A 13,314-nucleotide genomic window follows, 5' to 3' on the forward strand; every position below is an offset into this window, starting at 1 on the left:
TTGCTTGAAATGCACCAAAAAAGTATCAAAGGTGCGTTGAGTGCAACCCAAAAAGTTTTTATTGATATTCTCGAAAAACTTAAAGATATGGTAGAACAATCGCGTGAAACAGCAGAAGGTTCGGATGAAGGGCTAAAAATTGCCAACCGTGTCGATGAATACATGAATAAACTAGCTGAGCTTATGGAGGGGACGATCTCGACAACCGCGAGTTTGGTTACCCGCTCCAATGAAGTTTCTAATGTTATCGCATTGATCAAAGATATTGCCGATCAGACCAATCTTCTAGCGCTCAATGCCGCTATCGAAGCCGCACGCGCGGGTGAACACGGACGCGGGTTTGCCGTTGTTGCCGATGAAGTACGCAAATTGGCGGAACGTACCCAAAAAGCGACCAAAGAGATTGAAATTGTAATTCAATCGATGCAGCAAGATACCAATGAGATCGAAAGTGCAACGGAAGAACTTTCAACCATTGTCTCCAGCACCAAAAATGAAGTTTCTTTGTTGAGTGATCGTATGGTGACGTTTCAACGCAATTCATCACGTAGTGTTTATGAAATCATGGATATCAGTAACTATATTTTTAGTAATTTAGCAAAAATAGACCATGTTATCTTCAAAAATAATGTATATGCCTTCTTATTCGGGCAAGAGAATGATTTTAAAGCGGTTGATCACCATTCATGCCGCTTAGGCAAATGGTATGAGGGTGGTATCGGTAAAGAACAATTCGGTCATCTTAAATCATATGGCCTCTTAGAAAAACCTCATGCTGCCGTCCATACACAGGCGAATGCTCTGATCGCGGATTGCGGTGAGGGGAAAAAATTATGTTCACGCCATCAAATAGAACAACGGATTAAAACGATTGAAGAGGCAAGCCATGGCGTATTTGAAGCATTGGATATCTTGGTCGCGGAGAAAACGGAAGATTTAATGGGCAGTGCGATTAATCAATTATTTGGAGGTTTAAAATGATACGTTTGCTAATCGTCGATGATGAGCCTTCGATCGGTGCCATGCTAGAAAAAGCGTTAGGCCGTTCCGGAGATTTTAAAATCACCTATATCGAAAATCCGATTAATGCAGTCAGCCGTTTTCGTGCAGGTGATTATGATGGGGTGTTACTCGATATTATGATGCCTCAAAAAGACGGGCTGAGTGTTTTAGAAGAGATAAAAGTGAAAGACCCTGAGTGTGTGGTGGTGATGATGACCGCGTATTCAACGTTGGATAAAGTATTGCAAAGTCATAAAGTAGGCGCGGATCATTATTTACTTAAACCGTTTGACTCACTTGCAAGCGTTGAGAAAAAAATACGTGAATTGATTCAAGAACGCAGCTAAAAAGGGAGGGGGTTCCCCTCTTTTTTTTTGATCAAATTTTTTATACCTTAGTATTTTAGTATGAATACTTTACAATTAGAGACGAGTGTATTAAAATGGTGAAAAATTTAGGAGAATACATATGGCTCAGCAATGCCCTTTAATCTTTCGTCAAGTTGATGCAACGGTTACGAGAATCAATACGTTATTTGTCATCATAGGAATTATTGCATTTTTAGTGACTCAAAATTCTGTTGTACTGATTGTGTTGATTATCGATTTTATTTTTCGATTGTACGGTTACAAACATTTAAGTCCGATCAATATAAGCTCGTTGTTTATCCAAAAGAAATTAGGATTACCCTCTAAAATGGAGGATGCCGGCGCCAAACGTCTTGCGGCATTTTTCGGTACGGGTTTTACGATTGCTTTATTAATTACGTCATGGCTCGGTGCTTATTTAGCGGTAGATGTTATCGCGGGAATATTCCTTTTTTGTGCCGCTTTAGAACTCTTCTTCGGATACTGTATTGCATGTAAGGTATATTACATTGCCAAAAAAATCTACCCGAAAGCTTTTACGTAATGGCGGCTTTATCTTCTAAAGCGATTTATGGCCTTGCCGCAATGCATGTTCTCTCTCATGCACCCCATGCACGCGCGATGCAGGTACGTGAAATCTCAGCTATGACACAAATTTCACACGGGTATCTCGAACAGCTTCTTTCGATTTTACGCCGTAATAATTTGGTAAGCAGTATTCGCGGAGCTTCGGGAGGTTATAAACTTTCCCGTCCAAGTCATGAGATTGAAGTGATAGATATTATTGAAGCGTTAGAAGGGCCATTTTATAAAATAGACGGAAATACCGGATCAAGTTTGATTTTAGAGTATTTTTGGGGCGATATAGAAGAAAAAATGCGCTCTCTCTTCGGCATGAAACTCTCCGAATTGGATCAGGCGTATCAACCTCACTATTATGAGATTTGATACTCAATTTAGAATAATCGGTTTGGTATTAATTCCGTTTTGTTTCAATCAGTCTACGGTTTTGTACCATCATCGATTCAATCTCTTCAGCATTTTTCCCATTGTATATTTGTTCGACGTATAAATTACCTTTGGCATAAACTTCATGATAAAAGTCTTGAAGGGATGTCCCTTTTTTATTAATAACGTGGGGTTTAGAGATAGATTCGACGTGAAGTTTAGGCTGGGGAGCATATTTCGCTAACACGGCTTCACTTGCTTTATTGATACGCATGGGAGACTCATTTATATTGGATTTTAGTGTCAATACAAAATACAAGCAAGAATCGTGCCTAAGCCTATTTTGATAACTCTATAAATAGAGTGAGAATGGTGTAAAATAAGTTTATGAATATATCAGCCTTAATTCTTATCGGTGCTTCTACCGGCGGCCCTGGACGAATTTATTCGATCCTTTCAGCATTGGACAATCATTTTGAGGGGACCATTATTATTGCGCAGCATATGAGCGCCGCATTTATTCCAAGTTTTATTAATCAGTTGCAATCGATTGTACCTTTTCCGATATCGTCGGTTGAGCATCCTTTAAAAATTGAGAACAGACATATTTACGTTTGTTCCGTTACCTCGCGTTTATTCCAAAAAAACGGAGAGATCTGGCTGGAGCCGATGGAAGAGGGGGATTATCCTTATAACCCTCAGATTGATCGATTATTCTCTTCCGCCGCGGCACTTCCCTCTTCGCTTAAACGTTTAGGGGTGATCTTAACGGGTATCGGGGATGATGGAGCTATCGGATCGTTATCCCTCTATGATTCAGGGGGAGAGTGTCTATTTGAAAGCGAAGATAGCGCTATTGTGTATGGGATGCCGCGTCGTGCAAAAGAGCTAGTTTCCAGCGGAAATGTCGGCTCAATCGGCGAGATTATTGATCGTATAAAAGAATACGGAGGATTGCATGTTCGGATGGCTTAATACAAAAAAAACTCTAAAGGCTGATGATCAGATTCGTCAGAATGTGGAAAACTTTGTCAATCCCAAAGCCGTATTGGAAAAATTCACCGCCATCACCGGTATCCATTTTAATCAAAAAGAGTCTATTACGGCTTCTAAATTAATCTATTTTTGTCGCAATAACCATATTTTTTCTTTTGATGAGTTGTACAGATGTCTCGAAAACGATCATGAAATTTTGGAAGGGCTGATAAACGTATTAACCGTTAATGAAACCTATTTTTTCAGAGAGGCACGTCAGATTAATTTTTTGGTGGATAAAGTGGTGTGCAGTAAAGAAAAAGTACGTATTTTATGTGCGCCCGGTTCTAGCGGAGAAGAGCCCTATTCGATAGCTATCGCGCTACTCGATCGCGGGGTCTCTCCATTGAAGATCGAAATCGTCTCTTTGGATATCAACAGTGAAGTAACGGCATTAGCCAGAGAAGGGCGGTATACAGCCAGATCATTACACAAAACGACGCAAGAGCTACAAGAAAAATATTTTATTAAAGAGGAAAATATTCTAAGGGTTCGTGATGATGTGAAACGATTGGTGACGTTTCATACGATCAATATTTTCGATGAGCGTCTGTTTGAGTTAGGAAAATTCGATATGATCTTTTCACGTAACATGTTAATCTATTTCGATGAGCCGACTGTTGCAAGAGCGGTTGAGCGCCTTGGTAGGTTAGCGCGCAGTAAGGAATCGCTATTTTTTTTCGGGCATGCTGATTTTGTTAAAACGCCCCCCGCTTTAGCAGAACATTATGATGATGGGATGAAGTTTTACACAAGTGCTTAAAACCCTTCGTTGAGTACGTACCATAAACGGTCAATCTCTTTATCGTCTAAAAACAAAGTAGAAGCATTCGTATAAAGCCATTCAAGCCCTTTTGGATTAATGGAGAGGGTGTGGGAACAGTTTTGATGAGCCGGCAAAAAAGCCCGAATCAATGAGATATCTTCTTCTATGGGAAGATCACAAAAAAAGCAGTTAGGTTCACGGTGGAGTCTCCCCTCATACTCGAGAAGTCGGACATACGATTCGACGGCGACACGTTTAGGATTTTGATCTTTCCATCGAAGGGAAGCGTCGTTTAAGAGGGCGAAATAAAAATCACCGATTGACTCGGAGTCTTTGAGATGGGGGTAAAAGAGGGTAATGAACTGCTGCCATAATCGAAGACGCTCATACTGACCCATCCACGAAAATCCTAGATGTATGACATCTTTCATTCTTGGAATAGAAGATTTAAAAGAGTGCTCCGCTTCAAAGTCAATTTTAAACCCCATATTGATAGGGCTATGGCGTGCTCCGTAGAAGCGATAAAGGGTCTGTAAGCTTTCCTCGGCTATGATGGTGACGATCATATCTTCTTCGCGGGCACGGTTGAGTTTGATTATAAAGCCCTGCATGATTAGTTCTACTTTACACGTTTCTTTTCAAAATCTTCATTAATTCCCGCCATTTTAACCTTTTTTAACCTGAGTATTGTTAAAATAAGAAAATTTCATCTCCCTTTAAACTACTTATGTTTAAAAAGAGATTAAAAAATAATAATTTGCCGAAATTTTCTGGTGAAAGGTGACGATTAGAGTGGAATACCAAGACCTATTACGATCATTTAAAGATAACTGCGGATTCGGTTTGATTGCAAGTATCAAAAACCGTCCTTCGCATGAAAACTTGGAAAACGCCATTACGGCTTTAGAGCGAATGATGCACCGCGGAGCCGTTGCCGCTGATGGTAAAACGGGGGATGGAAGCGGATTGCTTTTGTCTCTTCCACATGAGTTTATGCGAACAGCAGCGGCTGAAGCGGGAGTCGAACTCCCTGAAATGTATGCCGTTGCCGTCGTATTTACCCGCGATGCTTCAACGTTGGCACATTTTGAAAAAATTTGTATGGCAAATGATCTTAAAGTAGTTTTGGATCGTATCGTTCCGATTGATACGAATGCACTGGGCGAACAAGCGCTTGCCTCGTTGCCTGAAATCCACCATATTTTTATTACTCCGAACTCCCTTATGGCCAGCCAGCGTTTTGATGCATTGTTGTATCTTAGCCGTAAAGAGATAGAGCACGCTCTTGTGAGTGACAGTGACTTTTACATTGCCTCTATGTCGGCGCGTGTCGTGTCGTATAAAGGGCTCATTATGCCTACGCACATTAAAGAATTTTATACCGATTTACAAAACGAAAATTTTAAAATCTCTTTTGCATTATTCCATCAACGTTTTTCAACCAATACCCTCCCGAAATGGCGTTTGGCTCAACCGTTCCGTGCGGTTGCCCACAACGGTGAAATCAACTCGGTCGAAGCCAACCGTTTTAACGTTGCGGTAAAATCTGAATCCATCAAAAGTGAAGTCTTCACCGACGAAGAGATCGCGCGTCTTTTACCGATCCTTCAGCCGGGCGGTTCGGACAGTGCGAGTGCCGATAACTTTTTTGAATTTTTGATTATTAACGGGATGGATTTTTTCAAAGCGGCACGTGCGGTTATCCCTGCACCATGGCAAAATGCTCCGCACATGGATCCACAGCTCCGTGCATTTTATGAATACCACTCGACGGTTTTCGAAGCATGGGACGGTCCTGCAGCGTTCTCTTTGACTGATGGACGCTATATCGGGTGTGTACTGGATCGTAACGGTCTTCGTCCGTCCAAATACATTATCACTAATGATGATACCTTGCTGATCGCGAGCGAATACGGTGTTATTGATATTCCGGAAGATCAGATCAAAGAGCGCGGACGTCTTCAATCGGGACAAATGATCGGATTGGATTTGAAATTCGGGAAAGTGCTTAAAGATGAAGATATCAACCAATATCTAAAATCGTCTAACCCTTACATGAAATGGCTAAACGATCACATGATCTATCTTCAAGAGCATGTCGAAGAGCAATACAGTACCCGCTGTGAGTATGATGCTTCGAATCTGGTAGAACGTCAACGCTATTTCAATATTACCCAAGAGGTCGTTGAACAAGTGATTGAACCGATGATGCGTGACGGTAAAGAAGCGGTCGGATCGATGGGGGATGATACTCCTCTCGCGGCATTCAGTAGCGTACAACGTCATTTTACTGATTATTTCAAACAACGTTTTGCCCAAGTTACCAATCCTCCGATTGACCCTATCCGCGAAAAAGTGGTAATGAGTTTGAACACCGGATTCGGTGAAACCCATAATATTTTAGATGAAATTCCCTCTCATGCGAATCGTCTGAAAGCGATCTCACCGATTATTATCCGTGAGAAGCTGGAAGTACTCAAATCATTCGGGGATAAAAAATCACCGCGTTATCAATCGTTCTATGCTAACCAAGAGTTTTCTACGGCGTATCAAGGTGCTTTGAAGCCGGCACTTGAAGCGTTAGTTGAACGGGTAATCAAAGCGGTACGGGAAGAGGGTGTCCGTATTGTTATCCTTGATGACAGCGGTTTTGATAAAGAACATAAAGCAATTCCGATGGCCATGGCAGTGGGGCGCATCAGCCGTGCCTTGTTGGACGCTAAAATCCGTCACCTCGCTTCAATCGTCGCGTGTACCTCTGAAGTGATTGATTCACACGGTGCGGCAACGTTGATCGCTTACGGTGCAAGCGCGGTGTATCCGACCCTTTTGTTCGCAACGGTCGCCGCACGCGCAGAAAGCAGTGTTAATGATATCAACTGCTCGGAAGCGTTTAAATCAGTCCATCATGCACTGAATGCGGGACTCTTGAAAATTATGTCGAAAATGGGGATTGCGACTATCGCTTCTTACCGTAATTCAGGTCTTTTTGATGTCATCGGCTTAAGTAAAGAGATTGTACACGATTGTTTTGGTGAGTCTCATGCGATGATTCCCGGCCTTAGCTATGAAGATATTGATGCGCGACTTGAGAGAAATCACAAAGATGCATTTGAAGTGGGTGGATTTAACCGTATTTTTCCACTCAAAATCGGTGGTTATTATAAATTTTACAACGGACAAGAGCATCATGATTTCAATCCGGATGTGATTCACGCTATTCATAAAGTTTCTAAAACAGGCAAGCGTGAAGATTTTGATAAATTGAGTGCCCTTATCAACGGTCGCGGTCAAAAATTCATTCGTGACTTCTTTGAATTTAAATCCGATCGTCCAAGTATCGATATCAGCGAAGTTGAATCTAAAGAGGCCATTTTTAAACGTTTTGCTTCGGCAGCAATGTCATTGGGTTCTATCTCTCCGGAAGCACATGAGTGTCTTGCCGTCGCCATGAATACCATCGGAGCGCAAAGTAACTCGGGAGAGGGCGGAGAGGACTCTGCACGTTTTGGAACCCTCAAAAACTCTAAAATCAAACAAGTCGCATCGGGACGTTTCGGGGTTACTCCGGCCTATTTGCGCTCAGCAGAAGAGATTCAGATTAAAGTAGCTCAAGGGGCTAAACCGGGTGAAGGGGGACAGCTTCCTGGCCATAAAGTCAGCGGTCTTATCGCACGTCTTCGCTACACGATGCCTGGCGTGACGTTGATTTCCCCTCCACCGCATCATGATATCTATTCAATCGAAGATTTGGCACAGCTCATTTTCGACATGAAACAAGTGAATCCGAATGCAAAAGTGGCGGTTAAACTCGTCTCCTCTGCGGGTGTCGGTACGATTGCGGCGGGTGTGGCGAAAGCGTATGCCGATAAAATCATCATCTCCGGCGGAGACGGCGGTACGGGTGCGGCTCCTCTAACTTCGATTAAATTTGCGGGGAATCCTTGGGAACTCGGTCTTTCCGAAGCGCATAATGCCCTCAAAGTAAATAACCTTCGCGGATTGGTTCATGTTCAAACGGACGGCGGTCTCAAAACAGGTCAAGATATCGTTAAAGCGGCACTACTAGGTGCTGAGAGCTATGCGTTCGGTACGGGGGCACTTACGATTATCGGATGTAAAATGCTCCGTATTTGTCATGTCAACAAATGTTCCGTCGGTATCGCAACGCAAAATGAAACGCTTCGACACGACTATTTTAACGGCACGGTCGAACAGCTTATCAACTATTTCACCTATTTGGCGGAAGATGTTCGTAAAATAATGGCGCAATTGGGATACAAAACAATAGAAGAGCTTGTCGGACGAAGCGATTTGCTCCGTGTAATCGATACCGAATTTGCAAAAAAATTCGATTTTAGTTCTGTTTTACACCGTGAAGAGGGGTTCAATACCGCTCAAGCTCCAAGCAATGAACCGTTTGATTCGAATGAATTTGAAAAAGAGGTTCTCGCTGAAGCGATGGATGCGATTAAAAATCCTGAACGGCCGATACGAATAGGACGCGATATTTGTAATCTTAACCGAAGTTTCGGTGCACGCATCAGCGGTGAAATCGCTCAATACTATGGAGATAGCGGTCTTAAATCCGATACGATCCGCCTGCAGCTCAAAGGGATTGCGGGGCAGGCATTGGGTGCATTTTTGATCAACGGTGTCTCTATTCATCTTGAAGGTGTAGCCAATGACTATATCGGTAAAGGGATGCACGGCGGTAAAATCGTAATCAAATCCAAAAACCAAGGGGAGCGATTTAGCGCAGGCGGTAATACCTGTTTGTACGGTGCAACGGGAGGAAAACTCTTCATTTCCGGTTCCGTCGGTGAGCGTTTCGCGGTTCGTAACTCAGGGGCTCTCGCAATTGTTGAGGGGACAGGGGACAACGCGTGTGAATACATGACGGGAGGGGTTGCCGTTATTCTCGGTAAAACCGGTATTAACTTCGGTGCAGGGATGACAGGCGGTTTTGCATTCGTATACGATCAAGATCACAGTTTCGTGGAAAATGTTAACCGTGAATTGATTGATGCGCTTCGCATCGATACCGATGACGGGGATGAAGCACGCCACTATCTAAAACGTCTCCTCAAAGAGTACGTTGCGGAGACTGAGAGTGAAATGGCGCAAGAGCTGCTTAAAAACTTCCGTGTTGAAATCCGAAACTTCTGGCTTGTTCGCCCGAAAAATTTAACTAAATTGCCACTCAATCCGGATAAAGGGGACTAATTAAATGAGAGAATTTTTAACGATTGAGCGTCTCGATCCCTCAAAACGCCTTGTACTACAACGTCTAAAAGATTTTAGCGAGATTTATGAACCGATGGCCGCGAGTGATGCCTCATCCCAAAGCGACCGTTGTATCCAATGCGGCGATCCGTTTTGTTTGAATAAATGTCCGTTACACAATTACATTCCCCAATGGCTCAAAGCGGTAGCGGAAAAAGATTTAAAATTTGCATTTAACCTCTCCAATGAGCCCTCACCGTTTCCTGAAGTAATGGGACGCGTATGCCCGCATGATAGACTTTGTGAAGGGGATTGTACCCTTAATGACGGTCATGGAGCGATCACAATCGGTTCGGTTGAGACGTTTATTAATGAAGAGGGATTTAAGCAAGGGTTAAAGCCTTATTTTCCGGGAATTACCACAGATAAAAAAGTAGCCATTATAGGTTCAGGCCCAGCAGGTCTATCGGCGGCCACCTATTTGCTCCGCTCCGGTATCGCGGTAACGATGTATGAAAGATCAGATCGTGCAGGCGGATTGCTTACCTACGGTATTCCGAATTTTAAACTCGATAAAAAAATCGTTGAACGCCGTGTTAATCTTCTCTTGGAAGCGGGATTGGAGCTGGTTCTAAACTGCGAAGTGGGCAAAGATATCGAATTTGATGCGATTGCGGATAAACATGATGCTGTATTTATCGGAATCGGTGCAACGAAAAGCAAATCGGCAAAAATTGCGGGTGAAAATGCTTCAAATGTCTATGCCGCAATGGAATATCTCACCGCCATTCAGCGTAAGAATTTTGCCCTTTCGTATGAGAAAAAGTTTGATTTTAAAGATCTTGACGTTGTCGTTGTCGGTGGCGGTGATACGGCGATGGACTGTGTTCGCAGCGCCAAACGTGAGGGGGCAAAGAGTGTAACGTGTCTGTATCGACGTGATGCACACAATATGCCCGGATCAGTCAAAGAGTACAAAAATGCGATTGAAGAGGGGGTTGATTTTGTGTTTAATGCCTCTCCGAAAGAGATCATTTTGAATGACGGCGGTAAAGCGGTCGGTATTCATATGGCAAAAACGATTCTCGGAGCGAAAGACGAATCCGGACGTCAAAAAATGGAAGAGGTCAAAGGGGGCGATTTTAACGTCAACGCCGATGTTATCATTATGGCACTCGGATTTGATCCGTGTGTCCCTCCGTTTTTGGCTGAAAACGGTATCTCGGTGAACAGTTGGGGCGGTATTATCATTAATGAGAAACACGAAACGACAACATCGGGAATTTATGCCGGAGGCGATTGTTATCGCGGTGCCGATTTAGTCGTTACGGCTGCGTATGACGGGCGTGAAGCGGCACGATCAATCGTTAAATCCTTGTTGGGATAATGAACGCGTTTATACAAGCGTCACTTCTTGCCGCTCAAGAAGTCGCTTCTCTTATCAAAGAGGGGAGTGACACTTTATTTATTCTGCATGAGCAGGGTTTTGGCGGAGATATCAGTAACGGTGTCGATTTAAAAGCCGAAGCGATCTGTTTTAAACATCTCTCCCCTTTCGGATCGATTTTTTCCGAAGAGAGCGGGTGGATGTCTCCTGAGTCCTCTATTACTATTTTTCTTGATCCGATTGACGGGAGTGACAACTTCATTTCCAGACTTCCCTATTACGGGATTTCGATAGCGCGTGTTACTGAGGGAAAAACGACTGAAGCGGTTGTATGCAATCTGGCAAACGGCGAAGTATTTATTCGAACCGAGGATGAGTATTATTCTATTATGCTACATGCTCCGGAAAATAAAATCGAAATTATGACCAATGTGTCTGCCAAAATCGGCCTTTTTGAAAAGGGACCTGAGCATCCTGAATTGGTCAAGAAACTCATGATGAAAAAGTTGAAATTTCGCTCTCCCGGAGCGCTGGCACTCTCCTTGGCGTATGCCCCTTATGTTAAATATGTGCTATTTTTAGGTACAATGCGACCTTACGATATCCAAGCCGGACTCTATCTTAGCAAACACCTTCATGTGATTAGCGACGATAGGTATATCCTTATAAGTGCGGATAAAGAGCTTTTTGAGCAGATACGTTTGATTGTAGAAAAGGAGTATTTTTGAGTCTATTTAACCTGTTCGGGGACTCCGAAAAGAAAAAACAACCCACTAAGAGTGAGGCTCCCTCTCACTGGGTAAAATGCCCTTCGTGCCAGTCACTGATGTATTATAAAGAGATTGAAAAACAAAACCATGTATGTCCGAAATGCGGATTTCATCTCCGTATCGGCGTTAAAGAACGTCTAGCCCTTATTGCGGATGAGGGGAGCTTCGTTGAATTTGACGGAAATCTTCGTCCGGTTGATCCTCTTAATTTTGTGGACAAAAAAAGTTATGCAGCCCGCGTGGAAGAGGGATATGCCAAAAACGGTACCTACTCTTCGGTGGTGAGCGGCGAATGTACGATTAATAGCGTTCCGGCACAGCTTGTCGTTTTCGATTTTAATTTTATGGGTGGTTCTCTCGGTTCGGTTGAAGGGGAGAAAATCGTCCGCGCGGTAAATCGTGCGATAGAGAAGCGTATGGGGCTTATTATTGTGAGCGCCAGCGGTGGAGCACGGATGCAGGAGAGTACTTTCTCTTTGATGCAAATGTCTAAAACTTCTGCGGCTTTGGCAAAGTTGGCTACCGAAAAGCTTCCGTATATCTCCCTTCTTACCGATCCGACAATGGGTGGAGTCAGTGCCTCTTTCGCAACGCTCGGTGATATTATTATCGCTGAACCGGGCGCTTTGGTCGGATTTGCAGGTCAGCGGGTTATTAAACAAACCATCGGGAGCGATCTTCCTGAAGGGTTTCAGCGTGCCGAGTTTTTGCTTGAAAAAGGCTCTATCGATATGATCGTAGAACGGAGTGAACTCAAAGAGACTCTGAGCGATATGCTCAAACTGCTCCTCCCCTAAATATGCAGCTTTACGCCCTTTGTGACATTGATACGCTTCGTCAAAAGGGGATAGATATCCTCTCTTTTGCAAAGCAGGCTAAATCATTAGGTGCTCAGGTACTTCAATACCGCAATAAACACTCTGATATTGCTACTATTAAAGCCGATTTGATTGCATTACGACAAGTATGGGAAGGTTTTTTGATCGTTAACGATCATTATGAGCTGGCGCAGTTTTGTGACGGTGTTCATATCGGTCAAGAAGATCTATATGCGATTGATCGTGATCCCTCACGTGCGATCAAAATTTTAAAAATGGCGATCGGCGAAGATAAAATTATCGGTCTCTCTACCCATAATATTGAAGAGATTACGATTGCTAACCATTTGAATATTAACTATATCGGCTTGGGAGCTTATCGTGCTACTTCGACGAAATCGGATGCCAAAGTGTTAGGAAAACATCTCGATGAGATCGCATCACACTCCAAACACCCTGTTGCCGCTATCGGAGGGGTAAAACTCGATGATGAGTTTCAACACATCACGTACCGTGTCATTGGCAGTGGGCTACTGTGAACATTTCGATTATTTCGATTGCGAAAAAAGAGCGTTCTCTTTACGATCCTCTTTATCAAGAGCAGATGAAAATGATCTCCCGTTTTGCAAAATGTGAAGATATAGAACTCTTTCCCAAAGAGATTGTAAAAGCTCACACAATCAGTGCTGAGGCCTCACAAGCAGCGTATTCAAAGCTACTTTCCCCTATGCTAGGTAAAAATTATTCAATTGCATTGCATCCTGAGGGAAAAAAAATGGATAGTTTTGCATTTAGTAAGCTTATAAGTGATAAAATTTCGTTGCAATTTTTTATAGGTGGAGCCTACGGCTTTGAAAAGAGTTTTGTAGACCAATGTGATGTGGCAATAAGTCTTTCCGAGATGACCATGAGCCACAAAATCGCAAAAGCGGTATTGCTAGAGCAAATCTACCGCGCCTATTCACTGTTAGCAAACCATCCGTATCACAAATGA

General features: G+C 43.1%; 14 protein-coding genes and 1 pseudogene. 13 read left to right on the forward strand and 2 right to left on the reverse strand.

Annotated features, from left to right (window positions below; translation table 11 throughout):
* Positions 1-183: 183 nt before the first annotated feature.
* The 5 genes and pseudogenes from RMO68_RS11155 to RMO68_RS06810 all read left to right on the forward strand — a co-directional run.
* Positions 184-513: pseudogene (locus RMO68_RS11155) on the forward strand (methyl-accepting chemotaxis protein); the annotation flags it as partial.
* 51 nt (positions 514-564) lie between these two features.
* Entirely contained in the window at positions 565-981 is a 417-nt protein-coding gene (locus RMO68_RS11160; protein WP_409574823.1) for a CZB domain-containing protein, read from the forward strand.
* Positions 978-1,349 (forward strand): response regulator, encoded by a 372-nt coding sequence (locus RMO68_RS06800; protein ID WP_310439974.1) that lies wholly within the window; start codon positions 978-980, stop codon positions 1,347-1,349. The genes RMO68_RS11160 and RMO68_RS06800 overlap by 4 nt, the downstream gene beginning before the upstream one ends.
* Positions 1,350-1,470: 121 nt before the next feature.
* On the forward strand, positions 1,471-1,914 hold the full coding sequence (locus tag RMO68_RS06805; RefSeq protein WP_310439975.1) for a DUF4395 domain-containing protein: 444 nt from the start codon (positions 1,471-1,473) through the stop codon (positions 1,912-1,914).
* Positions 1,914-2,318 (forward strand): Rrf2 family transcriptional regulator, encoded by a 405-nt coding sequence (locus RMO68_RS06810; RefSeq protein WP_310439976.1) that lies wholly within the window; start codon positions 1,914-1,916, stop codon positions 2,316-2,318. Before RMO68_RS06805 ends, RMO68_RS06810 begins: the two co-directional genes overlap by 1 nt.
* 28 nt (positions 2,319-2,346) lie before the next feature.
* On the opposite strand, the gene RMO68_RS06815 is transcribed toward RMO68_RS06810, so the two are convergent.
* Positions 2,347-2,592 carry a hypothetical protein gene (locus tag RMO68_RS06815; protein ID WP_310439977.1) on the reverse strand — a complete coding sequence of 82 codons (246 nt, stop codon included), beginning with the start codon at positions 2,590-2,592 and terminating at the stop codon, positions 2,347-2,349.
* A 113-nt stretch (positions 2,593-2,705) separates the two neighbouring features.
* Here RMO68_RS06815 and RMO68_RS06820 point away from each other — a divergent pair, with 113 nt between their 5' ends.
* Positions 2,706-3,293 (forward strand): CheB methylesterase domain-containing protein, encoded by a 588-nt coding sequence (locus RMO68_RS06820; protein ID WP_310439978.1) that lies wholly within the window; start codon positions 2,706-2,708, stop codon positions 3,291-3,293.
* Positions 3,277-4,116 carry a CheR family methyltransferase gene (locus tag RMO68_RS06825; RefSeq protein ID WP_310439979.1) on the forward strand — a complete coding sequence of 280 codons (840 nt, stop codon included), beginning with the start codon at positions 3,277-3,279 and terminating at the stop codon, positions 4,114-4,116. The genes RMO68_RS06820 and RMO68_RS06825 overlap by 17 nt, the downstream gene beginning before the upstream one ends.
* Here RMO68_RS06825 and recO read toward each other — a convergent pair.
* The gene (gene recO, locus RMO68_RS06830) at positions 4,113-4,730 is read right to left on the reverse strand and encodes a recombination protein RecO (protein ID WP_310439980.1); all 618 of its coding nucleotides are present in this window, start codon (positions 4,728-4,730) and stop codon (positions 4,113-4,115) included. The genes RMO68_RS06825 and recO overlap by 4 nt on opposite strands.
* Before the next feature lie 181 nt (positions 4,731-4,911).
* Here recO and gltB point away from each other — a divergent pair, with 181 nt between their 5' ends.
* The 6 genes from gltB to RMO68_RS06860 are packed head-to-tail and all read left to right on the forward strand — an operon-like array spanning position 4,912 to position 13,314.
* Positions 4,912-9,345 carry a glutamate synthase large subunit gene (gltB, locus tag RMO68_RS06835; RefSeq protein ID WP_310439981.1) on the forward strand — a complete coding sequence of 1,478 codons (4,434 nt, stop codon included), beginning with the start codon at positions 4,912-4,914 and terminating at the stop codon, positions 9,343-9,345.
* A 4-nt stretch (positions 9,346-9,349) separates the two neighbouring features.
* Positions 9,350-10,732, forward strand: coding sequence for a glutamate synthase subunit beta (locus RMO68_RS06840; protein WP_310439982.1), 1,383 nt, complete (start codon positions 9,350-9,352; stop codon positions 10,730-10,732).
* A complete protein-coding gene (locus tag RMO68_RS06845; RefSeq protein ID WP_310439983.1) occupies positions 10,732-11,460 on the forward strand; it encodes an inositol monophosphatase family protein in 729 nt (242 codons plus the stop codon). The genes RMO68_RS06840 and RMO68_RS06845 overlap by 1 nt, the downstream gene beginning before the upstream one ends.
* Positions 11,457-12,299 carry an acetyl-CoA carboxylase, carboxyltransferase subunit beta gene (gene accD / locus RMO68_RS06850; protein ID WP_310439984.1) on the forward strand — a complete coding sequence of 281 codons (843 nt, stop codon included), beginning with the start codon at positions 11,457-11,459 and terminating at the stop codon, positions 12,297-12,299. The genes RMO68_RS06845 and accD overlap by 4 nt, the downstream gene beginning before the upstream one ends.
* A gap of 2 nt (positions 12,300-12,301) precedes the next feature.
* Positions 12,302-12,859, forward strand: a complete 558-nt coding sequence (locus tag RMO68_RS06855) for a thiamine phosphate synthase (protein WP_310439985.1) — start codon at positions 12,302-12,304, stop codon at positions 12,857-12,859.
* Positions 12,856-13,314, forward strand: coding sequence for a 23S rRNA (pseudouridine(1915)-N(3))-methyltransferase RlmH (locus RMO68_RS06860; RefSeq protein ID WP_310439986.1), 459 nt, complete (start codon positions 12,856-12,858; stop codon positions 13,312-13,314). Before RMO68_RS06855 ends, RMO68_RS06860 begins: the two co-directional genes overlap by 4 nt.

Source organism: Sulfuricurvum sp. (genome assembly GCF_031427015.1).
Taxonomy (GTDB): domain Bacteria; phylum Campylobacterota; class Campylobacteria; order Campylobacterales; family Sulfurimonadaceae; genus Sulfuricurvum.